17 protein-coding genes, 2 pseudogenes and 2 CRISPR repeat arrays are annotated in these 23,191 nt (G+C 70.3%); of the genes and pseudogenes, 14 read left to right on the top strand and 5 right to left on the bottom strand.

Going from position 1 to position 23,191, the window contains the following annotated elements:
• Positions 1–730 precede the first annotated feature (730 nt).
• Complete coding sequence (locus ABEE00_RS07745; RefSeq protein ID WP_345744515.1) at positions 731–1,603, bottom strand: nucleoside triphosphate pyrophosphohydrolase family protein; 873 nt, start codon at positions 1,601–1,603, stop codon at positions 731–733.
• 231 nt (positions 1,604–1,834) lie between these two features.
• Here ABEE00_RS07745 and ABEE00_RS07740 point away from each other — a divergent pair, with 231 nt between their 5' ends.
• The 4 genes from ABEE00_RS07740 to ABEE00_RS07725 are packed head-to-tail and all read left to right on the top strand — an operon-like array spanning position 1,835 to position 4,120.
• Positions 1,835–1,990, top strand: coding sequence for a phosphopantetheine-binding protein (locus ABEE00_RS07740; RefSeq protein WP_345744514.1), 156 nt, complete (start codon positions 1,835–1,837; stop codon positions 1,988–1,990).
• The gene (locus ABEE00_RS07735) at positions 1,987–2,400 is read left to right on the top strand and encodes a helix-turn-helix domain-containing protein (protein ID WP_345744513.1); all 414 of its coding nucleotides are present in this window, start codon (positions 1,987–1,989) and stop codon (positions 2,398–2,400) included. Before ABEE00_RS07740 ends, ABEE00_RS07735 begins: the two co-directional genes overlap by 4 nt.
• Positions 2,397–3,284, top strand: a complete 888-nt coding sequence (locus ABEE00_RS07730; protein ID WP_345744512.1) for an ImmA/IrrE family metallo-endopeptidase — start codon at positions 2,397–2,399, stop codon at positions 3,282–3,284. Before ABEE00_RS07735 ends, ABEE00_RS07730 begins: the two co-directional genes overlap by 4 nt.
• Before the next feature lie 44 nt (positions 3,285–3,328).
• Positions 3,329–4,120: a thymidylate synthase family protein gene (locus tag ABEE00_RS07725; protein WP_345744511.1), complete on the top strand. Its 792-nt coding sequence runs from the start codon at positions 3,329–3,331 to the stop codon at positions 4,118–4,120.
• A gap of 1 nt (position 4,121) precedes the next feature.
• Here ABEE00_RS07725 and ABEE00_RS07720 read toward each other — a convergent pair whose 3' ends face one another.
• The gene (locus tag ABEE00_RS07720; RefSeq protein WP_345744510.1) at positions 4,122–5,165 is read right to left on the bottom strand and encodes a nucleotide kinase domain-containing protein; all 1,044 of its coding nucleotides are present in this window, start codon (positions 5,163–5,165) and stop codon (positions 4,122–4,124) included.
• 49 nt (positions 5,166–5,214) lie between these two features.
• Between ABEE00_RS07720 and ABEE00_RS07715 the strand changes: the two genes are divergently transcribed.
• Positions 5,215–5,505 carry a hypothetical protein gene (locus tag ABEE00_RS07715; protein ID WP_345744509.1) on the top strand — a complete coding sequence of 97 codons (291 nt, stop codon included), beginning with the start codon at positions 5,215–5,217 and terminating at the stop codon, positions 5,503–5,505.
• A 360-nt stretch (positions 5,506–5,865) separates the two neighbouring features.
• A CRISPR array of direct repeats spans positions 5,866–6,869; the repeat unit is 28 nt; unit sequence GGTCCATCCCCGCGCGTGCGGGGAGCAG.
• Positions 6,870–8,354: 1,485 nt separating this feature from the next.
• Here ABEE00_RS07715 and ABEE00_RS07710 read toward each other — a convergent pair.
• From ABEE00_RS07710 to ABEE00_RS07705, 3 genes and pseudogenes are all read right to left on the bottom strand, one after another.
• A pseudogene (locus ABEE00_RS07710) lies at positions 8,355–8,711 on the bottom strand (ASCH domain-containing protein).
• Positions 8,708–9,013 (bottom strand): hypothetical protein, encoded by a 306-nt coding sequence (locus ABEE00_RS35795; protein WP_451918512.1) that lies wholly within the window; start codon positions 9,011–9,013, stop codon positions 8,708–8,710. Before ABEE00_RS35795 ends, ABEE00_RS07710 begins: the two are co-directional and overlap by 4 nt.
• 2,532 nt (positions 9,014–11,545) lie before the next feature.
• Positions 11,546–11,813: pseudogene (locus ABEE00_RS07705) on the bottom strand (transposase); the annotation flags it as partial.
• Between the two features lie 202 nt (positions 11,814–12,015).
• Between ABEE00_RS07705 and cas3 the strand changes: the two are divergent.
• The 9 genes from cas3 (at position 12,016) to ABEE00_RS07660 (ending at position 22,440) form a co-directional block, all read left to right on the top strand.
• Entirely contained in the window at positions 12,016–14,967 is a 2,952-nt protein-coding gene (cas3, locus tag ABEE00_RS07700; RefSeq protein WP_345744508.1) for a CRISPR-associated helicase Cas3', read from the top strand.
• Positions 14,957–16,699, top strand: coding sequence for a type I-E CRISPR-associated protein Cse1/CasA (gene casA, locus ABEE00_RS07695; RefSeq protein ID WP_345744507.1), 1,743 nt, complete (start codon positions 14,957–14,959; stop codon positions 16,697–16,699). Before cas3 ends, casA begins: the two co-directional genes overlap by 11 nt.
• Complete coding sequence (gene casB / locus ABEE00_RS07690; RefSeq protein WP_345744506.1) at positions 16,696–17,373, top strand: type I-E CRISPR-associated protein Cse2/CasB; 678 nt, start codon at positions 16,696–16,698, stop codon at positions 17,371–17,373. Before casA ends, casB begins: the two co-directional genes overlap by 4 nt.
• A 9-nt stretch (positions 17,374–17,382) precedes the next feature.
• Positions 17,383–18,585: a type I-E CRISPR-associated protein Cas7/Cse4/CasC gene (cas7e, locus tag ABEE00_RS07685; protein ID WP_345744505.1), complete on the top strand. Its 1,203-nt coding sequence runs from the start codon at positions 17,383–17,385 to the stop codon at positions 18,583–18,585.
• Complete coding sequence (gene cas5e / locus ABEE00_RS07680) at positions 18,582–19,301, top strand: type I-E CRISPR-associated protein Cas5/CasD (RefSeq protein WP_345744504.1); 720 nt, start codon at positions 18,582–18,584, stop codon at positions 19,299–19,301. The genes cas7e and cas5e overlap by 4 nt, the downstream gene beginning before the upstream one ends.
• Positions 19,301–20,047, top strand: a complete 747-nt coding sequence (cas6e, locus tag ABEE00_RS07675) for a type I-E CRISPR-associated protein Cas6/Cse3/CasE (protein WP_345744503.1) — start codon at positions 19,301–19,303, stop codon at positions 20,045–20,047. Before cas5e ends, cas6e begins: the two co-directional genes overlap by 1 nt.
• A 4-nt stretch (positions 20,048–20,051) precedes the next feature.
• Entirely contained in the window at positions 20,052–21,014 is a 963-nt protein-coding gene (cas1e, locus tag ABEE00_RS07670; RefSeq protein ID WP_345744502.1) for a type I-E CRISPR-associated endonuclease Cas1e, read from the top strand.
• A complete protein-coding gene (cas2e, locus tag ABEE00_RS07665) occupies positions 21,011–21,367 on the top strand; it encodes a type I-E CRISPR-associated endoribonuclease Cas2e (RefSeq protein ID WP_345744501.1) in 357 nt (118 codons plus the stop codon). Before cas1e ends, cas2e begins: the two co-directional genes overlap by 4 nt.
• 761 nt (positions 21,368–22,128) lie before the next feature.
• Positions 22,129–22,440: a GNAT family N-acetyltransferase gene (locus ABEE00_RS07660; RefSeq protein WP_345744500.1), complete on the top strand. Its 312-nt coding sequence runs from the start codon at positions 22,129–22,131 to the stop codon at positions 22,438–22,440.
• Between the two features lie 81 nt (positions 22,441–22,521).
• A CRISPR array of direct repeats spans positions 22,522–22,915; the repeat unit is 28 nt; unit sequence GGCCCATCCCCGCGGGCGCGGGGAACAG.
• Between the last annotated feature and the right edge of the window lie 276 nt (positions 22,916–23,191).

Below are 23,191 nucleotides of genomic sequence, written 5' to 3'. Positions count from 1 at the left end.
GAAAAGCAAGCCGACGCCCAGACACAGGGCATCACCGCCACGGGCCCCCAAGGAACAGGCACGTACCGGCGACGCGGTTGCCTCGCAACCGGGACCAACCCCACGCGTACGGGAAGCAGGGAACTTCCGGGTGGAAGCGTCGCCGCGCGGTGCGACCATCCCCGCGCGTACGGGGAACAGGCCAAGCAGATGGGATTCGGCGCCTTCGCGCCGGGTCCATCCCCGCACCCGCAGAGGAGCAGAAAACCTACGCGATCGCGTTCGCGGGCTCGACGGGTCCATCCCCGCGCCTGCGGGGAGCAGCTCCTCGGCCGCGGGGATCGCCGTTGGTACTGGGGTCCATCCCCGTGCATGCGGGAATGGACCCCAGCGCACCGTAGGGCACGGTCTGGGCGTTGGGGCCATCCCTACACACACGAGGAGCAGCAGGCGGGGACGGCACGAGCGGCTCGGAGGGTGGGTCCATCCCCACGCGCGGGGAGCAGGTACGCGCTCACGCTGTGGCGGCAGTTGGGGTGGGTCCAGCCCCGCACACGCAGGAAGCAGGCTTCAAGGTGGCAGTCCTTGAGGAAGGGCCCGGGGCCATCCCCGCGCCTGCGGGGAGCAGTCCCCGTCTCCCCCAGGACGATGCGGTCCGCGGGTCCATCCCCACGGGAGCGGAGAGCAGACCGTGGTGGTCACGTTCGCCGCGGTGCCCGCGGGTCCATCCCCACACGCGCAGGGAACAGGCTTACGAGGTGACGGTGAGAGTGCGGCTGTCGAGGTCGAGGTGGACGGTTCCGCCGTCGTGGGTGCGCAGCTGACGCCAGGCGGTGTAGCCGGTGAGGATGGCGCGTTCCCAGTCGGCCGCCCGGCAGACGCCCACTTCCAGGTGGGCAGTCATGTGGCCGATGGTGGTGAGCAGTTCGTTGTCGATGTGCGCGATGTCGGCGAAGTAGCGGTGGCGGGCGGCGTAGGAGAAGACGAGGGCGGAGACGCCTTCTTCGATGGCGATGGCGCGGCCGCCGTCTTCGGCTTCATCGACTGCGGGGTCGCTCCTGCGTTTGCGGCCGAGGAGGAAGCGGGTGACGGGTGACCATCCGAGGACTGCGGCGTGGGCGAGGTGGAAGGCGTCGTGGAAGCGGTAGTCGTCTTCGACGCGGGATGCGCTGGTGAGTGGGTCGCCGGCGGGGGTGCCGTCTTCCCGGGTGAGCACGATGACGCTGCGCCCCTCGCGCTGGGCGGGCGTGAAGGTGAGGGTGGCCTGGCGGGGAAGCTGTTCGTGCTGGGGGAAGTGGCCGTCGAAGGCGGGATGTTCGGCCTCGGGGGTGGGGCGCCAGCGGTCCTTGACCTTCTCCAGGCTGGCGGAGGCGACGTCTTCGAGGTCGAGGCCGAAGCGGTGGGATAAGGCGGCCACGTACCACAGGACGTCGCCGAGCTCTTCGCGGAGCTGGTGGGTGCTCTGTTCGTGGGCCGCGCCGTCGCGCAGGCGCTTCTTGTAGGCGGTGGCCAGGGAGCCGACTTCGCCGGTCAGGCCGAGGAGGGGGACGAGGACGGGGTCGGTGCCGGCGGCGGGAGGTTGCAGTGTCTTGATGGCGGTCTGCTGGTAGCGGAGGAAGTCCACAGCAGCACTCCTTGTCTGATCTTGACACAACGACGTTGGATTGTCCGACAGCTTGTCCTACAGTAGAACAACTCCGTTGGATAGGGAGACGATTGGAGGAGGACGCTGAGCACCGCCACGCCGAGCACCGAGGACATCGTCACCGTCATCGTCGAGTTCCTGGCACAGCTGCAGGACAAGACCGCCTCGCAGATCCGCACCGAACTGGAGGCCGGCGGGGCGCAGTTGCCGGTGGACTCCCTCCTCATCGTGGAGATCCTCACCCGTATCGAGGAGCACTACGCGGTCGCCATCCCGGCTGACCGGCAGTCGGCCCAGGCCACCCGGTCCGTACACGCCTTCGCCCAGGCCGTGCTCGAGGCCATCATCGAAAGGCAACAGCCATGACCCCCGCCCCTGACGCCCACTCCCGCGACCCGGAGCTCGCGCGGCTCGGTGAGCGGCTGAAGAAGACCCGCGACTACCTCAACATGTCCCAGCAGTTCGTCTCCGACAACACCGGCATCCCCCGCTCCGCCATCAGCGACATCGAGCGCGGCGAGCGCCGGGTCGACAGCCTGGAGCTGAAGAAACTGGCCCGGCTCTACCGGCAGCCGGTCGCCTACTTCCTCGCCGAGGAGCAGGAGGCAGACCCCGGCGAGTACGTCCTGAGCGGCCAGTTCCGGGCGCTGGCGGGGCTGACCGACGGCGACCAGAAGACGGTCATGGAGTTCGCCGCCTACCTCTCCCAGCGGCGGGCCGCTGAACGGGAGGCAGCCGAGGCGGGCGGCGCACCGGATCGGGGCGGGCATCCGTGAACTGGACGGTGGCACACCGCATCGCCGGCATCCGCGCCATCCAGGCCCACTGCGATCTGGGCATCGACCGCACCCGCTACATCTCCGTGCACCGGGCTCTCGGCGCGGCGGGCATCGTGGGCATGGCGCAGCCGATGCCGAGGCTGTTCGGGGTCTACTACGCACCGCCGGACAACGGGCCGGCCGTGCTGCTCAACGCGAGCCTGAATGTGATCACACAGCGGCACACCGCGGCCCACGAACTCGGCCACCACCTGTTCGGCCACCGCACCGCGGCGGATGAGGACCTCGACCCGGCTCTGCGCCGGGCGGGCGCGCAGTGGCCCGAGGAGGAGAAGCTGGCCGAGGCCTTCGCCGCCTGGTTCCTGATGCCCCGTCCGGCGGTGCAGGCCGGGCTCGCGCGCATCTGCCGCGGAGCGCCCTCAAGCCCGGAGGAGGTCTACCGGCTGGCCCAGGAACTGGGCACGTCCTACGCAGGAACGGTCCGTCACCTGGATCACCTGCGGATGCTCGCCCCCGGCCAGGCCGGATCCTGGGCGAAGATCGCGCCTGCCGCACTGCGCAAGTCGCTCTCCGGCGGCGGGAAACTGCCGTCCGACCGGCAGCTGCACGTCCTGACCGCCGCCTCCCACCAGCAGCAGGTGCACGCGGAGGCGGGAGATGTACTCCTCGCGCAGGCTCCGGCGGCCTCGTTCGCGGCGCTGCCCGCGGGGCTGTCCGCGCGGGAGGGCGCACTGCCTGCCGGCCCGGCGGTGACGGTCACCGAGGAGCTGTCCGGCCCGGTCCGGCTCGAGATGACCATGCCGGACCGGGCGGCTCCGGTGGAGATCACCGTGGTCCGGGAATCGCCCCGGCACGGCATCGATGAGGTCTGGCCCGACTGAACCCGCCGCGGGCAGGGTCCGCGGCCGATGCGCCAGGAGGATGCATGCACACGTTCACCGTCACCGGCCGCGACGTCACCGCCGCCTGGATCGCGGCCTGCAACGCCCTCGACCGCACACGCCCCGCGGACCGCACCGGCTTCCACACCGTCGTGCGCATCGCCGACGCCGCCCGCGACGACCCCGGCTTCCGCGCCGAGCTGGACCGGCTGCGCACCGCCCGCGGCCACGAGCCGACCGAGACCATCGCCGGCACCCTCTTCCCCGCCGCACTCGCCGCCACCTGCGCCGACCACACGGCCCTGGTCACCCGCTACCGCGCGATGTACCCGCGGCTGAAGAAGTACCCGGGCAACGCCCGCGGCACCTACTTCGGGCGGCTCATCTCCTACCCCAGCGCCCAGAAGCCCGAGTTCGACCAGCTCGGCCACCTCATCGACCGCCTGCGCCGGCAGGCGTCCTCCCGGGGGCCCATGACGGCCGCCTACGAGGCCGACCTGACCAGCCCCGGAAGCCAGGAGCCGGCGCCGGCCGAGGCCGCCGTCCACGCGCCCGACCGGGACAACCTCTACCGCGGCTTCCCCTGCCTGAGCCACCTGTCCTTCCAGCTCTCGCGGGAAGGCCGCATACACGCCACCGCGCTCTACCGCAGCCACTACATGTTCGAGCGCGCCTACGGCAACTACCTGGGGCTGGGGCGGCTGCTGGCCTACATCGCCGCCCAGTCCCAGCTCGCTCCCGGCACGGTGACCGTGGTGGCCGGCCACGCCCAGCTCGACGGCCCGGTCACCGCCCTGCGCCCGCTGCTGAGCGACACCCCGCCGCTGGTCGCCTGACCTACGCGGTGCCGGGGGCGACGGCGTTGAGGCCCCACTTGGGCGGGAACCACGCCGGCACCGGCGCGGCGTCCTGCCGGTAGGCCTGCTTGATGCGGCTGCGGCCGCTGATCCCGGCGATCTCGGGGTGGGCGACGCGGGCGTACTTGTCGACCTCGCAGAACAGGTTCTGACAGTCGATCAGCTGCAGCGGTCGGCCCCGCAGTCCGGAGAAATCCAGCCCCAGGCGGGCGAAGTGCTCGGCCTGGGTGTCGGCCATGTAGCGGATGACCTCGGCCTCGATCCCATCAGCCCCCGGCCCGAAGCACTTGCGGATCCCGTCCCGCGCCCCGGGCCCGGCCACCACGAAGTCCATCTCGGAAAACGGCATCGCCGCCGCGTAGTTGAGGTCGATCACGTACTGGTAGGCAAGGAACGGGCCCAGGGCCGGGTAACTCAGCAGCACCTCGAACGCGGCCTGCAGACTCGGTGCCTCGCGCACCCGCTCCGGGGCGCCGGTGGTCATCAGCATCTCCAGCAGCCGCAGATGGTTCAGGTGCTTGCGCCCCTCCCCCAGCTGCGGCGGCGGGACGATATAGGCCGCCGAATACAGCCGCTCCCCCCGCGCGAAGGCCCGTGAGAGCACCCGGTCGTAGACGCGGAAGTCGTAGGCGTCCCACCGCACTTCCCCCAGGTCTTCCGTGAGCAGCCGCCACGTGGACGACTTGTTGAAGACCTTGAAGAGCAGGGTGCGGAAGAAAACCTCCTCCCACTCCTGCTCCCCCCGGTAGATCACATCCCCGATCAACATCTGGCTGACCCGGTCCGCGGCCCGGAAGCAGTTGGTGAACCGGTGCCGCGAAAGAATCGGATCACCGCTCCAGGGCGGCGGCGCCCCGGCCAGGCGCCGCTCGTAGACCGCCTGCCGCTCGGCCGCGAACCGCCAGTAAGTGTCGAAGACCGCCGTGGGCCGCAGAGCGCGGCCCGCCACCCGTACCTCGTCCGGCGGCGGAGCACCACCGGGCGGAGAGGGCGGGGGCTGACGCTCTTGCAGCAGGCTCACCATGGCCCGCAATATATATTCAGCATAGGTGCCTTGTCCCCGAGGAGGGGCCATGGAATTGCTGTGGCAGCAGCCGCGCCGCAACACCCTCGTCTCCTGGCCCGACGAGATCGACGAGCGCCTGGACATCCTCGTACGCGCGGCGACCGCCGCCGGCGAACACACCTCCCGCGCCCAGATCCTGGCCGCCCTCGTCACCGCCGCCGACACCACGCCCGAGACCGTGGCCGAGCTGCTGCACACCTACCGCCGCCTGCCCACCGGCGCCCTGTCCGAGGGCAACACCCGCGACGACCTTCCCACCGTCCGCACGCCCGGCCCACGCCGCGCCACACAGCACTAACGCCCCGACCGCCATCAGGTCACAAGGTCTTGAGCCCGTACGTGAGAGAGCCACGGTGGCGGCGAGGTCGAGCGGAACGATTCCGCTCCACATCTCCGCCTTCCCCGAAGAAAGCCACGAAGCGGCCGAGCCGGCACACATGCCGACGGTCACCAAGGCCCCAGACGGACGGGCTCGAGCGTCATAGAGATAGTCGGAGTCCTCGCCGACGGCCTCAACGCTCCCGGTGCGCGGGGATCGGGGGCTGGACTTGGACACGGCCACTCCCTACCGCTCGAAGCCGATGCGCACCGACCCCCTGCCCCCGCCCCGGTCCGGCGGCCAGCTTCGAGAAGACCCCTGGCGCTGCACCGCTTGCCAGGCCCCTCCCCGCGCACGCGAGGAGCAGTTGCCCCAGCCGAGCCGGTCAGGGACCGCCCAGGGGCCATCCCCGCGCGTACGGGGATCAGGGCCCGACGCGGTAGAGCCCGCCATCGCGGGCGAGACCATCCCCGCGCATGCGAGGAGCAGTTGCCGAAGATCGGGGTTTCGTCGCCCTGCTCGGGACCATCCCCGCGCGTGCGGGGAGCAGGGTCAGCTGATCCAGGCCGGGCTGCAGCTCGCGGGTCCATCCCCGCGCGTGCGGGGAGCAGGGCGCAGAGCGGCAGGTGCCACGTGCACGCGGGGGTCCATCCCCGCGCGTGCGGGGAGCAGGCTCCTAAGGGGCGGAGGTGGTCCGGTGCCCAGGGTCCATCCCCGCGCGTGCGGGGAGCAGCCAGCCCGCCTCGGTGGACCTGACCCTGGACCGGGTCCATCCCCGCGCGTGCGGGGAGCAGCCCGGCGGGAATTCCGGCGCAAAGCGCCGGAATGGTCCATCCCCGCGCGTGCGGGGAGCAGTTCCTCGCGTGCGCGTGCACGCGCGGTGGCGCGGGTCCATCCCCGCGCGTGCGGGGAGCAGCCGCACGCCGAAGGTGCAGTCGTCCAGGGCGCGGGTCCATCCCCGCGCGTGCGGGGAGCAGGGCTCGGCGGCCTGGTCGACGGGGACCAGGTCGGGTCCATCCCCGCGCGTGCGGGGAGCAGTCCGTTGGCCTGTTGCTCTCCCCGGAGCGGTGAGGTCCATCCCCGCGCGTGCGGGGAGCAGATGACCTGGTCGTACTCGATCAGGGTGTTGGGGGGTCCATCCCCGCGCGTGCGGGGAGCAGCTCTTCCGGCTTCCGGGGCTTCTCCGCTGCCCGGGTCCATCCCCGCGCGTGCGGGGAGCAGCGGGTCCAGTATGCGTTATCGAGCTTCTGCTGGGGTCCATCCCCGCGCGTGCGGGGAGCAGCCCGCCTCGGGGTCCGACTCGATGAGCAGACCGGGTCCATCCCCGCGCGTGCGGGGAGCAGCCTTCCCGACCTGGGACTTTACCGGCAGGAGACTCCACTCTGAGCAACTATCAGAGATTCGAACATTCCCACCACCAGCCACACACAACACCGCCCGCACAATCGGAACTGAACGAGGGCAGCGTCGGATGGGGTCCATCCCCACGGGCATGGGGAGCAATGATCAACAGGAAAGTCCGAGTCGAACTCCTCGGGTCCATCCCCACGGGCGCGGGGAGCAGGCGTCCGGTACGACGAGCGCGCAGTGGAGCGCGGGTCCATCCCCGCGCGTACGGGGAGCAGCGAGCCGCGCGGCCGCGGATACTACGGGGCGTGGTCCATCCCCACGCGCACAGGAAGCAGCAGGCCGTCGACGAGGGCCCGGTGTTCGCCCAGGGACCATCCCCACGCGCGCGGGGAGCAGGCGGCGCCCTTGGCCTTGTCCCGGTAGGGAGGGGGTCCATCCCCGCACGCGCGGGGAGCAGAGGGTGGCCAGGCGGCGCTCGGCCTCCTCGTAAGGTCCATCCCCGCACACGCGGGGAGCAGTGGTGGAACCAACTCCTCACCGGCCAGGGCTAGGGTCCATCCCCGCGCGTGCGGAGAGCAGGCCCGCAGCCCCTCCCCGACACCGCGCCGGAGGGGTCCATCCCCGCGCGTGCGGAGAGCAGGCGCGGCGCACCGGCCATCGCGGCTGCGGGGCGGGTCCATCCCCGCGCGTGCGGAGAGCAGCCGCCGGTCTGATTTCCGCCACCTCCGCCGCTGGGTCCATCCCCGCGCGTGCGGAGAGCAGTCTTCCCGACCAGGGCATTCACCCGCCGGGAACACCATTCCGAGCAACAACCAAAGACCCGGACATTCCCGCTACTCAGCCACACAAGACACCGACACGCCCCCACCATGCCCACGCAGTAGAGCCCACCCTCACAGGCACAAGAAACAGCAACACCCGACCCCCTCTCCCACCAACCGGGAGGACCCATCCCCACACAAGCGGAGAGCAGGACCTCGGCGGGCGGCGCGGCCGGCGGGTCTCGGGCCCATCCCCACACGTGCGGGGAGCAGGCCTAGAAGCACCGGGGGCGTGTTGCCAGGGGGCCATCCCCGCGCGTACGGGGAGCAGTTCTTCGGGACCGTGGCCCCCTCGCCGCCGGCGGGTCCATCCCCGCGCGTGCGGGGAGCAGCTGGCGTTCAAGTTCTGCTTGGCGGCCCGCTCGGGTCCATCCCCGCGCGTGCGGGAAGCAGCTCAACGACGGCGACCCCAGGGGTGCCGCTCGGGGCCACCCCCGCGGGCGCGGGGAGCAGCAGGTCCTCCAGAAGACACTCGGCGGCGACTAGGGTCCATCCCCGCACGCGCGGGCAGCAGGCAATGCTGGACGGGAGCGCCTACAAAGTGGCAGAGCAGGCCGAACAGGAATGCCCAGGGCCAACGGGTCATGACAATGCCCCTGGCGGGTCGTCTCGCCGGGGGCACTGCTGTGTCCGCACGGTACCTGGGCGGGCGGACCGTCACCGGGTGAGCAGTTCGACCCCGATCGCGAGTGCGCCGAGTGCTTCCTTCTCCGGCGGGTAGATCTCGCGGATGTTGGCGAGCTGCTAGTCGCGGCTCGCGGTCGGGTTGACGTTCTCGGCGCCCTCGCCATCGAGCAGCGCCTCGAAGTCCTCGTAGGCGGCGACGCAGGTCACGCGCACGTCGCACGTCTCGTCAGTGCCCTTGATCCGAAAGCGGATCACGTCACCGGCGGCGAGGTCATCAAGGCGCGGGTACCGCACGCGTACCTCGATCGTCTTCTCGCCCGCGGCGACGAGATCGAAGTACCGGCGGTACAGGTTCAGCTCGCGGACGCGAGCGGCGGTATCCGTCACGGGGCAGGAACGCTCCTCGGGGTGGGTGTGGTGAGCAGGCGGCCGAACCCGCTGGCCGAGTAGGCGCGGAAGAAGTGCCGCGGGTCCGAGAGCACAACCTCGGCCGCCGCGAGCAACTGTTCGGCGTACTCGGCCAACGACCCCGGCCACAACCGGGTGTCGAGCATCCACGCGGCGGCATCGTCCGGCGAGGCCGCGCCGTCGCGGATCAGGGACTTGGTAGTGACCCCCGGGGTCCATCCCCCGCGGGCGCGGGGAGCAGGCCAGCAGGCGCGCCCGTACGGCGCGTTCGAGGGGGCCATCCCCGCGCGTGCGGGGAACAGGACGGTTTGTCCCGTGGGATGGCCTGGCCGCAGGGTCCACCCCCGCGGGCGCGGGGAGCAGTGCACCTGCGTAGCGAGCGCGTCCCGCGCCGAGGGTCCATCCCCACGTGGGCAGGGAGCAGCCAGTCCCCTCTGTGGAGTGCCAGACGATGACGGGTCCATCCCTGCGCGCGCAGGGAGCAGATGATCGACCTTCTCCAGGACAACGAGGGCCGGGGGCCATGCCCGCGCGTGCGGGGAGCAGGCTGGCCCCTTCAAGCAGCCGATCAATGTGTGGGGTCCATCTCCGCGCGTGCGGGGAGCAGCGCTCGGGAGGCGGCCGAGCGGGTCCATCTCCGCGCGTGCGGGGAGCAGTTGGACGCAGGAGCGGTGCCTGCTGTGTGACGGGGTCCATCCCCGCGCGTGCGGGGAGCAGTGATCTGGTCGACCACCGCTTCCTCCCGCCGCGGGTCCATCCCCGCGCGTGCGGGGAGCAGATGCCGTGGTGCTCGGCACAGAGGGCTTGCAGGGGTCCATCCCCGCGCGTGCGGGGAGCAGCGCCTCGCCGGGCCGGGTGATGCCGCCGATTCGGGTCCATCCCCGCACGCGCGGGGAGCAGGTGCACCGACGCCTACGAGTGCCGGCACCGCTGGGTCCATCCCCGCACGCGCGGGGAGCAGGTCTCGGACCGCTGCTTGTCCCTGGCCTGCTCGGGTCCATCCCCGCACGCGCGGGGAGCAGCTTCCCGACCAGGGCCTTCACCGGCAGGAGACCCCACTCTGAGCAACAATCAGAGATTCGGACAACCCCACCACCCAACCAAACAGAACACCGTCGCATCCCACACGCACACTCAGCCCAGACACAACCCCACACACACCAGAAGCAGCAACCCGCCGCAACAGCCCTGACGTTCAACCACAGCCCCGGACCCACCAGGCAAGACACGACACCATCCAACACAGCCGAAGAGAGCTACCCACGCCGGCCACTCCCCGTCTCGACCACGAGTGTCGTCGACGCCTCCAAAAGCCCACGTGCATGGGGAGCAGGCCTCAACCAGAAACGAAAGGCGCTCCTCGTCGGGTCCATCCCCGCGCGCGTGGGGAGCAGCAGCGCAGCGGCGGGCGGCTCGGACCGGCGCTGGGACCATCCCCACGTACGAGGGGAGCAGGCACGACGCACGCCGGTGGGCGCCGATGCACGGGGCCTTCTCCGCGGGCGCGGGGAGCAGCTGGCGATGTTCTCTACCGCCACGCGCGGTGGGCCCGTCCCCGCGCACGCTGAGAGCAGGGCATGAGCCATCCCGCCTCAGTCGAAGTGACGGGTCCATCCCCACGGACGCGAGGAGCAGGGGGTGGCCGATGGTGTGCAGGGCCTCGCGGAGGGTCCATCCCCACGCGCGCGAGGAACAGCGCACCTCGGGCCGGTACGTCGAGGCCGGCGAGGGTCCATCCCCACGTGCGTGGGGAGCAGGACGACTACTCCGGTTACGGCGACCGCGAGCAGGGTCCATCCCCACGTGCGCGGGGAGCAGCGGGCTGCCGAACTGCTGGAGGCCGCAACGTTGGGTCCATCCCCGCGGGCGCGGGGAACAGGGGGATCGCGATCAGCGCGCCGACCACGCCCATGGTCCATCCCCGCGGGCGCGGGGAACAGCACTGGCTGCTGGACACCGGGCACGTCCTGCTGGGTCCATCCCCGCGGGCGCGGGGAACAGCCGCACTGGACCTCGATGGCGGTCATCGTGCCGGGGTCCATCCCCGCGGGCGCGGGGAACAGTCCTCGGAGTCGGTGTCGACGGTGTCCTCGCCGGGTCCATCCCGCGGGCGCGGGGAACAGCGATCCGCCCATCTCCCGCGCGTCATCGATGAGGGTCCATCCCCGCGGGCGCGGGGAACAGCCGGGGTGCTGACTGGTATTGGTGAGCGTGACGGGTCCATCCCCGCGGGCGCGGGGAACAGTCCACGAACTCGCGCGCGGTGTCGAGCGCCGCGGGTCCATCCCCGCGGGCGCGGGGAACAGCGTGTCGCTGGGGTTCGGCCCAGCGGGTTTGCCGGGTCCATCCCCGCGGGCGCGGGGAACAGTCTTCCCGACCTGGGCATTCACCCGCCGGGAAAGCCGTTTTGGGCAACAAACAAAGCTTCAGACACTCCTACTATCCAGCCCCACAAGACACCAAACACTCCATACCACGCACACCCACACATGCCCCTCACACGCGAAGAACGGTCACTCCACACACCAGTGACTCCACCCCCACAGGCACGAGACATAGCAGCACCCGACCCACTCCCCCAGCCCCAGCAACCGGGAGGGGCCATCCCCACGTGCGCAGAGAGCAGGTGCGGGAGTTCTACATCAGACCCCAGCGCCGAGGTCCATCCCCGCGCGCACGGGGAGCAGTACGTACCCCTGCATCACGCGATGCAGATCCCGGGGTCATCCTCGCGGGCGCGGGAAGCAGCGCGCGCCGACCCCGTGATGCGCCCGTCGCGGGAGGCCCATCCCCGCGTGTACGGGAAGCAGCGTGTCGTCGAGCCGGTGGAGCACGACCTCATACAGTTGATCCAGAAACCGGCTCTGGACCAGGTCAGGAACCGACGGTGAGCGGTCGACATCGAGTTCCCGAAGCAGAGCGGCAGGTGCCGCCAGACTCATCCGCTGACCAGACATAGACGATCGCGGCGAATACCGTTTCATCAGGTGCCTCCGGCGTCCAACCGCCCTGCGACTGCATCCTCGACGGCGGACTCAACGGCTCCGAGACGCCCCACAGTCGGCAACGATCCAGCTTCACGCCCCAGGCCCATGCTCAGAGGGACTACGGCACAGGGTCGACAGGCCTCCCTCCGGCAGAGCGCGGCGGCCGAGCATTAGGGACGAGAACCAGCCACTTAAAAGCATAGTAACCTCAACAAACCGCTGAGTAACAGAGTTTTCTGGCCATACACAGTCAATAGCGCCGTAACTCTCTGCCATCACAGGATCTAATCATCGGCATGAAAGACAGGTGGCCGGATCCGGCATGCCTAGGCGAGGGGCTGTCGCTGCCCGCCCGGAAGGTGTGGGCGAAGTCCGACCAGCGCGAAGGCGGCAAAAGCGGGGCGTGGTTGCCGCTGTGGCGGCACATGGCAGATAGCGGTGCCGTGGCTCAGCGCTTGTGGGACCGCTGGTTACCGCGGCAGGTACAGCGGGCGGTGGCCGAGGCGCTGCCGGACGGCGAGACGGACGCACGGTTGCTGACAGCGTGGTTGGCGACGGTGCACGACATCGGTAAGGCAACTCCGGCTTTCGCCTGCCAGGTTGAGGATCTCGCCGCGGTCATGCAAGACCACGGACTGGTGATGTCCACCCGGCGGCTGCTCACTGAGCGCAGTGCGGCTCCACACGGGCTGGCTGGACAGATACTTCTGGACGAGTGGCTGGATGAGCGCTGGAAGCTGCCCAAGGGGGCGCGGGGACAGTTCACCGTGGTCGTAGGAGGGCACCACGGCGTACCGCCGGACGCCGGACAGGTGAGACTGCTTCGCGGCAGGAGTGAACTGCTGCGTACGCGTGGGGCGTCTGAGGCGGTGTGGCGGGACGTCCAGGCGGAGCTGCTGGATGCCGCCGCGGCGGCATGTGGGGTGGTGGAGCGGCTGCCGGCCTGGGGAGAAGTGCGACTGCCCCAGCCTGTTCAGGTGCTGCTGTCGGCAACGGTGATCGTGGCGGACTGGATCGCGAGCAACCCCGATCTCTTCCCCTACTACCCCGACGCACAGGGGCAGGCCTCCTCCGAGCGGCTCGAGGCAGCCTGGCGCGGGCTCGATCTCCCGGCGCCGTGGGCGGCGGTGGATCCACCACAGGACGCCGATGCCCACTACAGCACCCGGTTCGACCTACCCTCCGGTGCCCGGGTACGCCCGGTGCAGACCGCGGCGGTGCAGCTGGCCCGCGAACTGCCCACGCCAGGGCTGCTGATCATCGAAGCGCCGATGGGCGAGGGGAAGACGGAGGCAGCACTCGCCGTGGCGGAGGTATTCGCCGCGGGCTCCGGTGCAGGCGGCTGCTTTTTCGCGTTGCCGACGCGGGCGACCGGCGACGCGATGTTCCCCCGGCTGCGGAACTGGCTGGGCCGGTTGCCGGACAAGGATGGGAAGCGGGGCGCGCACTCGGTCTTCCTCGCGCACGCCAAGTCCGCGCTCAACCCGCACTACACCGCGCTGATGGGTACCCCCTCCGGCTCGGTGGGGGTGGAGACGGACGATCCGGATACGCGAGTCTCGTGCCGCGAGGGCGAGCACGTCAGACACGCCGCCGAGTTAGTGGCGCACCAGTGGTTGCGCGGCCGGAAGAAGGGGATGCTCTCTTCCTTTGTCGCGGGCACGATCGATCAGCTCTTGTTCGGTGCGTTGAAGACACGGCATCTCGCCCTGCGTCACCTGGCGTTGGCCGGCAAGGTGATCGTGATCGACGAGGCGCACGCATACGACGCGTACATGGACACGTATCTGGACGCGGCGCTGGCCTGGCTCGGCGCCTACCGGGTGCCGGTCGTGGTGCTCTCGGCGACGCTGCCCGCGGCTCGGCGGCAGGAGCTGGCCCGTACCTATGCGGGCGCTCAGGCGTACCCGAAGGCGCTACGGCCGGAGGGGACTTCGTATCAGTACCCGCTGCTCACTGCAGTAGCACCGGGCAGCAGGGCGGTCGAGCGTGCGCCGGCTGCCTCCGGGCGCGCCACAGAGGTCTACCTCGAGACGCTGGCCGACGCCCCGGAGGCAGTCGCCGAGCGCCTCACCACGGATTTGGCCGATGGGGGATGCGCGCTGGTCATTCGCAACACCGTGGACCGGGTGCGGGAGACCGCGGCCGTTTTGCGCGAACGCTTCGGGGCGGATGCGGTGACGGTCGCGCATGCGCGCTTCATCGACTTGGACCGCGCGGCTAAGGACACCGATCTGCGGGAGCGCTTCGGCCCGCCGGAGACCTGTGCCGGGCGGCGGCCGGAGACTGGGCACATCGTGGTGGCCAGCCAGGTCGCTGAGCAGTCGCTGGATGTGGACTTCGACCTGCTGGTCACCGACCTTGCCCCGGTGGACCTCATCCTTCAGCGGATGGGCCGCCTCCACCGCCATCAGCGGGAGCGCCCGCCGCGGCTGAGGACCGCCCGGTGCCTGGTCACCGGGGTCGAGCCGGATGACGGGGGCGCGGCGTGGGCTGGTCCTACGGGGCCGCCGCCGGTTCCGGTCCGCGGTTCCGCGACGGTGTACGGAGCATGGCCGCTGCTGCGTGCCGCGGCGGTGCTGCGGCCGTACCTGGCCAACGAGGGTGCGCCGGTCAGGCTGCCTGTGGACATCAGCCCGCTGGTGCAGGGCGCATACGGGGCTGCTCCGCAGGGACCTGAGGGCTGGCAGGAGGCCTTGGCGGCAGCGGAGACGACCGACGAGGCGTATCGGAGCAGGCAGAAGGAGAAGGCCAGGACCTACCGGCTTGCCGGGCCCAAGCCCCCCGGCCGGTCCCTGCTGGGATGGATCGACGCGGGCGTCGGCGATGCCGACGACACCCCCGCCGGGCGGGCGCAGGTGCGCGACGCCGAGGACCCAGTGGAGGTGCTCGTCGTCCAGCGCACCTCCGAGGGCTCTTTGCGCACGCTCCCGCACCTGCCTCCGGACCAACAAGGGCGGGTGCGTGGAGGGTTGAAGCTGCCCACCGACGCCCCGCCGGGCCCGCACCGCGCCAGAGCGGTCGCGGCCAGTGCCCTGCGGCTGCCGCACCACTTCTGCTTCATGGCCGCGGACCGCGCGGTGGCAGAGCTGGAGGAGCTGTACATCGAGGCATGGCAGGGGCGCGAATGCCACTGGCTGGCAGGGCAGTTGATTCTCGCGCTCGACGAGGATTGTCAGTGCTCCCTGGCAGGCTTCGAATTGCACTACTCGCCCGACGACGGCCTTGAGGTGACCCGTGCCCCGTAACGCCCATGAAGCAGCTTCCGCAGACGCGGTGCCCTGCTTCGATCTGACCTCGCAGCCATGGCTGCCGGTGCTGCTGCGCGACGGCGTGGAGAAGGATCTGTCGCTGACTGAGGTCTTCGAGCAGGCGGATGACATCCGACGGGTGCCCGGCGACCTGCCCACCCAGGAATTCGCCCTGGTCCGGCTGTTGTTGGCGGTGTTGTACGACGCGCTGGATGGCGGGCCGGACACCCGGGAGGCCTGGGAGGAGCTGTGGCAGGCGGGTCCGGAAGGCTTCCCGGCCGGGCAGGTGGCGGCGTATCTCTCGCGGCACAGGGAGCAGTTCGACCTGCTGCACCCCGAGCGTCCCTTCTTCCAGGTGGCGGATCTGCGGACGGCCAAGGACGAGGTCTTCTCGCTGGACCGGATCGTCGCAGATGTCCCCAACAACGACCGCTTCCTCACCATGCGGGCCCACGGTGCGCAGCGGCTTTCCTTCGCCGAGGCGGCCCGCTGGGTGGTGCACGCGCACGCCTGGGATGTGTCGGGAATCAAGTCCGGCGCGGTGGGCGATGACCGGATCAAGGCAGGCAAGGTCTACCCGCAGGGCGTGGGTGCAGCGGGAATGCTCGGCGGTGTGCTCGCCGAGGGCGACAACCTGCGCGAGACGCTGCTGTTGAACCTGATTCCCCGCGAGGATGACGGCCTGCTCCGGCACGATGAGGATGACCTGCCCGTCTGGCGTCGTGCCCGGCCCCCGGGGGCGGCTCCACTGCCGGAGGCGGCGGATGGACCGTGCGGCCCGCGAGGCCTGTATACCTGGCAGGCCCGGCGGGTGCGGCTGCACCACGACGGTGTGGAGGCGTACGGCGTCGTGCTCGCCTACGGGGATCCCCTGCCCTATCGCGACATGCACGGCCGCGAGCCGATGACCGGCTGGCGGCGCAGCGAGCAGCAAGAGAAGAAGCTGGGCAGGAGCCCAGTCTATCTCCCGCGCACCCATGATCCGTCGCGTACCACGTGGCGGGGCCTGGCCTCGCTGATCACCGGCTATCCGCCCGCGGCGATGCAGAAGGCCAGTAAGGACGCGGCCCCCGGCATCACGCCGCGGGTGCTGGAGTGGCTGGGGCGTATGGCGGAGGAGAGCGAGGCGCTGGGCCAGGACCGCCTGATCCGGGCAAGGCTTCTGGGCTGCGAGTACGGCACCCAGCAGTCGGTGGTCGCCGATGTCGTGGACGACAGTCTGAGTCTGGCCGTGGTGCTGCTCTCGCAGCGTGATACCGCTCTACGGGACGCCGCGGTGCAGGCCGTCCAGCTTGCGGAAACCGCGGTCTGGCTGCTGGGTGACCTCGCCGCGGGGCTTGCCGAGGCCGCTGGTGCCGAGCGGGCGACGCCCCGGATGGAGGCCCGCGACAGGGGTTTCGGCCAGCTGGACGGCCCGTTCCGCCAGTGGCTGGCAACACTGAATTCCGGCGTGGACGCGGATGAGCGGCTGGAGAGCTGGCGCCGCACCGCGCACGAGCGGGTGCGCACGCTCGGCGGGGAGCTGGTTGCCGCCTCCAGCGAGGCCGCCTGGGAGGGTCGCGTGCTGCCGACGGCGAAGGGCGGCACGTACTGGCTGAACTCCGCGCACGTGGAGCGCGAATTCCGCAACGAGCTGCGCAAGCGCGTCCTGGCACCGACCGGCGGCGGCCCGCCCCGTTCTGCCGGCGATGATCCGACACCGCACCGACCCGAGGAGCCCACCCCATGACCTCCAGCAGCCCGGCGCCCGCCCCCGTCTGGCGGGACGCGTACGAGCCGAAGCTCGTGGGCCGTACGGTGCACGCGTTCCTCGAGCCGCTCCAGCGCGGCTATCTGAAGCGGAACGACGAGGCGTGGGCCGTGGCCCGGCTCGCCCAGCTCCGACGCGGTGCGGGCAAGGCACCAGAGGAGGTTCCGGAGCTGTTCGGCCTGACCCACACCGAAGAGCTCTACGACGACAACGGCCGCTTGATGAGCAGCGAGCACGGTCCTACTGCCGTCCACTTGGCAGTCACCTTGTATGCGCTGCACCAGCAGTCCCAGCGCGAGGACCGGATGCACGTTCCCGGCCGCCGTCTCGGCCGCGCGGTCCGCGCACTGATGCCGCCGGGCGAGATCGATGAGGCGCTGCGCCGGCGCTTCGTCCGCGTCGCCGGTGCCACCTCGGCGCACGTACTGGCCTACCGGCTGCGCGAGCTGGTCCTGCTGCTGCGTCGTGAAGGCAAGCCGCTGGACTACGCCCGGCTGGCCGACCAGCTCGATCAGGCCCTCGATCCCCGCCGGCGCCTGGAGGTGCGACAGGAATGGGGGCGGGAGTTCCACTCAGGCCCTCCACGCAAGGACTTTGACGACGCGAATCCGTCCGACGACGGTTCGTCTGCCACCGACCAGCGCTCAGAGTGAGGAAGATCCGTGAGCCGTACCATCGTTGACATCCACGTCCTCCAGACGGTGCCGCCGAGCAACCTGAACCGGGATGACACCGGCACGCCCAAGACCGCCGTCTATGGCGGGGTGCGCCGCTCCCGGGTCTCCAGTCAGGCGTGGAAGCGTGCCACCCGTACCGGGTTCAAGCAGCTGCTGGATCCCGCCGAGCTGGGGGTGCGGACCAAGAAGGTCGCCGAGCTCATCGGCGACACGATCCGGGAGCTTGAGCCGGAGGTGACCGCCGAGGAGTCCTGGGAGCTGGCCAGGGCCGTGGTGGAAGCCGGCACCGGCTCCAAGCTCGTCGTCCCGGAACGCAAGACGAAGAAGGACAAGGAGGCCGCCGGCGCTGAGGAAGCAGGGCCGCAGCCCCCGGAGTCGAAGTATTTGATGTTCCTCAGTGCCCAGCAGCGGCGCGGGTTGGCGGAGTTGGCAGTCGAGGGCCGTGCGGACATTGCGGGTTTCCTCAAGGCCAAGGAGAACAAGGAGCGCGTCCGGGAGATCGCTGATACTCAGCACTCCGTGGACATCGCCCTCTTCGGCCGGATGGTCGCCGACGGCGCCGACATCAACGTGGACGCCGCCTGCCAGGTCGCGCACGCGCTCAGCGTTCACGCGGTGGAGAACGAGTCGGACTACTACACCGCGGTGGACGACGAGAACACCGAGGAAGAGACCGGAGCCGGGATGATCGGCACCGTGGAGTTCAACTCCGCGACGCTGTACCGCTACGCGGCTTTGGATGTGAACCGGCTCGCCGACAACCTCGGCCAGGGCCTGGAGGAGAGTGCCGATCCGGCCACCCCGGTGCGCCGCGCGGTAGAGGCGTTTATCCGCAGCTTCGTCTCCTCTCTGCCGACCGGCAAGATCAACACTTTCGCCCATCACACTCCCCCGGACGCCGTCGTGGTCAAGCTGCGCGAAAGCCGTCCGGTCAGTTTCGTGGGGGCGTTCGAGGAGCCGACGATGGCCGAGTCCGGCAGCGGCCACGTCCGGCAGGCCAGCGAGCGGCTGGTGGAGCAGATCACCGACGTGGAGGAGGCCTTCGGCGAAGAGGCGGTGGCGACTTGGGTCGTACGGGCTGGGCGGAACACTGCCAAGCTCGCCGAGGTCGGCACCCCGGTCACGCTGGATGAGCTGGTGGACGCCGTCGGCGGGGCAGTTGCGGAACGGCAGGGCGGCACGCGGTGAGTGTGCTGCTGCTCCAGCTGGCCGGACCGCTGCAGTCCTGGGGTTCCGCGTCCCGCTACCCCCGGCGCTCAACGGAGTCCGCACCGACCAAGAGCGGGGTGGTCGGGCTGCTCGCTGCCGCCCAGGGCCGCCCGCGCACGGCGGATCTGTCCGATCTCGCCGCACTGCGCTTCGGCGTGCGCATCGACCAACCCGGCACGCGCGTACGGGACTTTCACACCGCGCACCACCAGGTGAGCGAGAAGGCGATGCCGGTCACCGAGCGCTTCTATCTTGCTGACGCAGTCTTCCTGGCCGCCGTCGAGGGCGAGCGCACGCTGATCGAGGAGCTGCGTGCCGCGGTCCGCACCCCGCACTTCCTTCCCTTTCTCGGCCGCCGTGCCTGCCCGCCCGCACGCCCCCTCGACCTGGGCGTACGCCATGACACGGGGCTGGAGACGGCGTTGCGGGAGCATCCGTGGCTCGCCTCACCCTGGTACCGGCGGCAGACCGCCCGTGCCGCCTCCGAGCAGCTTCCCGTACTGCTGGATGCCGCGCCCGGTGATCCGCCCGGCGACGTCGTCGCCGACGTGCCACGCAGTTTCGATCCGCGCCACAGGTGCTACGCCCGCCGGTCGGTGCGGCGCGACACAGTCCCCCGGCCAGGTGTGGAGCGCACTCCCGCGACGGCGGTTCCACCACACGACCCGATGCAGCCGCTGAAGGACGACGACTGATGTACCTCACCCGCTTCCGCGTCAACATCGCGCGCACCGGGGCTCGCTACCTGCTCTCCTCGCCGCAGCGCCTGCACGCGGCGGTGCTCGCCGGTTTCCCCGGCCTGCCTGCCGACCCTGCCGCCCGGCCCCGTATCCTCTGGCGACTCGACCACAGCGCCCGGACTGACGTGCAGCTCTACGTCGTCAGCCCCGACCGCCCCGACCTCACGCACCTGGTGGAGCAGGCCGGCTGGCCCGCACTGGCCGGGCCCGACACCCCTGGGTGGGAGAGCCGCCACTACCGGCCATTCCTGCAGCGCCTGGCCAAGGGCGACCGCTGGGCGTTCCGGCTCACCGCCAACCCGGTGCACTCCATCCGCCGCAATGCCTCAGAGCCGACCAAGCGCACCGCGCACGTCTCCCCGCGCCATCAGCTCGGCTGGCTTCTGAAGCAGCAGCCCAGGCATGGATTCGAGCTGCTGCCAGGTGTGGTGCCCGACGCCGCGGACCCGCTGGAGCGGTACGCCACGGTTGTCCACAGCCGCCGCGACCTTGCCTTCCGCAAGCGCTCCGACGATCCCGCACCGGACACACAACCAAAGAGGAAGGGCCGGGGCGCCGACCCGGTCAGTCTGGTCACCGTCGTCTTCAGTGGCCGGCTGGAGATCACCGATCCTGACGCCCTGCGTACCGCCCTCACCCAGGGCATCGGCCGTGGCAAGGCCTACGGCTGCGGGCTGCTGACCCTGGCGCCGGAAGGCTAGAGAAGTGACCACCGTCAGCAAGCGCGGCGCCCTCTCCCCGCGCGAACTCACCCGCATCGGCGACCGGTTGTCCTTCGTCTATCTGGAGCGCGCCGTCATCCACTGCGCTGACAACGCAATCACGGCCGCCGACGGTGACGGCGTGCGCCACCTCCCGTCCGCGACCATCGGCACCCTGCTGCTCGGACCGGGCACGAAAATCTCCCAGCAGGCCATCCGGCTGCTGGGCGAGAGCGGTGTGGGCATCGTGTGGGTCGGCGAGCACGGCGTGCGCTACTACGCCGGCGGCCGGGCGCTCTCCCGCTCTGCCGCCCTGGCCGAAGCCCAGGCCCGGCTTTGGGCGAACCCGCGGACACGGCTGGACATCGCCCGCGCCATGTACACCCTGCGTTTCCCCGACCAGGATCCTGCAGGATGCAGCCGCCGGAAGCTCCTCGGCATGGAGGGTGACCGGGTCAAGGCGTGCTACCGCGCCGAAGCAGCGCGTACCGGTATCCGATGGCGTGGACGCCGCTACGTCCAGGGCGACTTCGGCTCCGGCGACGCCCCCAACCAGGCGGTCACGGCCGCCGGGCAGTGCATGTACGGCATCGCGCAGAGTGTGGTGGCGGCCCTCGGCTGCATCCCGGGGCTGGGCTTCGTCCACTCCGGGCACGAGCTGTCCTTCGCTCTCGACATCGCCGACCTCTACAAAACGGAGATTGGCATCCCGGTGGCCTTCGAAGTGGCGGCCGAGAGTGAGGAGGACGTCGGGGCCCGCGTACGCCGCGCGCTGCGGGACCGCGTACATGCGGCGGGCCTGCTGGAGCGCTGCGTCAGGGATATCAAGACGCTGCTCGTCCCCGGGATGGCGGCAAGCAGCACCGAGGAGTGCGATGACCCGCTGCGCGACCGGGTGACGCTCCAGTCTGACCGCGGCGAGGAGCTGCAGTCCGGTCACAACCTGGGCGAGGGACTGATCTGGTGACCGTGATCGTCTTGTCCAACTGCCCCACCGGGCTGCGAGGCTTCCTCACCCGCTGGCTCCTTGAGGTCTCCCCCGGCGTCTTCGTCGGCACCCCATCGGCCCGCGTCCGGGACGCGCTCTGGGCGGAAGTACGCGAGTACGCGCGCGAAGGCCGCGCCCTTCTGACGTACAGCACCGACACGGAGCAGGGCTACACCTTCGAAACCCACGACCACCACTGGCAACCCGTGGACCACGAAGGCGTCACCCTCATCCGCCGCCCCGTGGAACAGCCCACCGGCCCTGCTGCCACCGCCCGCCCGCCTCGTCAGGGCTGGAGCACCGTCGGCAGACGCCGCCGCTACAGTCGCTGAGGAGAGGCCCGGAGACGCCTGAGGATGTGAGCCCTTACGCTGGGGAACACATGCTGCCTGGCAGGCGGAGAAGCCCTGCCGGAAGCCCCTGCTCCCCCTGCGCGGGGATGGTCCACAGCCGATGACCACAGTCGGCTACGGCTTCTCGTTGCTCCCTGCGCATGCGGGGATATCGTGTTCGGCAGTCGCGTCCGGTGCAGCAGCCACGCGGCGCGGCTGCCGATAAGTCCGCATGCCGGAGCGCTTCCAGCCGAGAACGAAGCGAATCCCTTCCGCTTTCCCGCAGCCGTCACACCGTACGGACAGGCTCACTCGCCTCACTAATAACCTGACCAGACCCGGTAACAAGATGGAGGCAAGAAGGATGGCTACGGCCAGCGGGTCCACGAGACACTCCTCGGCTCATGCTGCGATGGAGACGTGCGCTGTTTCACACCCTGGGCCCTATGATGACCCGCCAGAGCCACATAAGGCAATCAACCAGTCAATGACAGCATCTGGCTGACCGCACGGCCCCGGGAACGCCAGCACTGGGCCGCCGTTGCCGCCGGGACCCAGTACTGAAAGTCGGCAGCAGTGAGCATCTCGGCGAACGCGCGGAAGATGTCCGGCAGGTGTGTAAGCAGCACCGTTAGGACCGCCTTGGGATGGCCCCTCAACTCAACGGGTGTCCCCGCCCCTTGCGGCAAGCCGCCAACCGCCGGACAGCACCGGCCCACCAGGAATGAGCGGGGCGCCTTGTCTGCCACGGCAGCACAGACATGACGCCGACCCGCAGATGCTGGTTCGAGTACGGCGTCACGATCGATGCTGAGCAGCGCCGCAAGGGCTACGCGGGAGGGGCCGTGGCGCTGTTGTTGCGCTTCATGTTCGCCGAGCGCCGCTACCACAAGTGCGAGGCACGGATCTTCGCCCACAACGAGGCGTCACTGGAGCTCCATCGCCGACTCGGCTTCACCGAGGAAGGCCGCCTCCGCGACCACGTGTTCCTAGCCGGCCGCCACCACGACCTCGTCATGATGGGAATCCTCGCCGAGGAGTTCGCCCATCTGCACTCGCTGGGCGAACTGTGAGCTCCAACAGCAACGTCGACTGTTGTCCGAAGGCTCAGCCAGAGCCGACAGCACGGCAAGGAGGATCCCCACTCCCTCGCGGGCCCATCCCCGCGGGCGCCGGGAGCAGACCAATCGGAGGCATCTCGGGCTCGGTTCACTGGGCCCATCTCCGCGGGCGCGGGGAGCAGGGCGTCGGGATATTCGCGGCTCGCTGCGTGGCGGGCCCATCCCCGCGGGCGCGGGGAACAGCGCCCATCTGTATGAGCAGTACGGGCTCGCCGGGGCCCATCCCCGCGGGCGCGGGGAACAGCGCACCACGGGCAGCGCGAAGAGCGCGGCCGGAGGCCCATCCCCGCGGGCGCGGGGAACAGTCAGGAGGCGGCGACAGCGGGGTCCGCAAGGAGGGCCCATCCCCGCGGGCGCGGGGAACAGATGGTCCTTTCGAGGATCACGCGAGGCTCGGAGGGCCCATCCCCGCGGGCGCGGGGAACAGTCTTCTCGACCAGGGCATTCACCGGTCGGCAAAGCCGTTCTGAGCAACAATCAAAGATTCGGACACTTCCACCACACAGCCGCATAAGACACCAACACACCGCACACCAGATCCAGCCTACGCACACCCTCAATGCACAGAGCCCAGCCTCTACATGCGTCGTTGGCCACCAGGCACGGGATCCATGCCCCCGTGTGTGGGGAGCAGCCCAGTTCCTCCGTCAACCGCGTGAAGCGCTTGAGTCCATTCCGCGGGTGCGAGAAGCAGACAACGAAG

It is taken from the genome of Streptomyces odontomachicola (assembly GCF_039605595.1).
Lineage (GTDB): Bacteria > Actinomycetota > Actinomycetes > Streptomycetales > Streptomycetaceae > Streptomyces.
Note: the sequence above shows the minus strand (reverse complement) of the source record. Positions and strands in the feature narration are given on the sequence as shown.

Excerpts from the sequence above, each read along its gene's own strand:
- ABEE00_RS07735 (WP_345744513.1), top strand. The coding sequence starts at position 1,987 with ATGACCCCCGCCCCTGACGCCCACTCCCGCGACCCGGAGCTCGCGCGG.
- ABEE00_RS07725 (WP_345744511.1), top strand. The coding sequence starts at position 3,329 with ATGCACACGTTCACCGTCACCGGCCGCGACGTCACCGCCGCCTGGATC.
- ABEE00_RS07720 (WP_345744510.1), bottom strand. The coding sequence starts at position 5,165 with ATGGTGAGCCTGCTGCAAGAGCGTCAGCCCCCGCCCTCTCCGCCCGGT.
- ABEE00_RS07715 (WP_345744509.1), top strand. The coding sequence starts at position 5,215 with ATGGAATTGCTGTGGCAGCAGCCGCGCCGCAACACCCTCGTCTCCTGG.
- ABEE00_RS35795 (WP_451918512.1), bottom strand. The coding sequence starts at position 9,013 with ATGGCCCCCTCGAACGCGCCGTACGGGCGCGCCTGCTGGCCTGCTCCC.
- cas3 (WP_345744508.1), top strand. The coding sequence starts at position 12,016 with ATGAAAGACAGGTGGCCGGATCCGGCATGCCTAGGCGAGGGGCTGTCG.
- casB (WP_345744506.1), top strand. The coding sequence starts at position 16,696 with ATGACCTCCAGCAGCCCGGCGCCCGCCCCCGTCTGGCGGGACGCGTAC.
- cas6e (WP_345744503.1), top strand. The coding sequence starts at position 19,301 with ATGTACCTCACCCGCTTCCGCGTCAACATCGCGCGCACCGGGGCTCGC.
- ABEE00_RS07660 (WP_345744500.1), top strand. The coding sequence starts at position 22,129 with ATGACGCCGACCCGCAGATGCTGGTTCGAGTACGGCGTCACGATCGAT.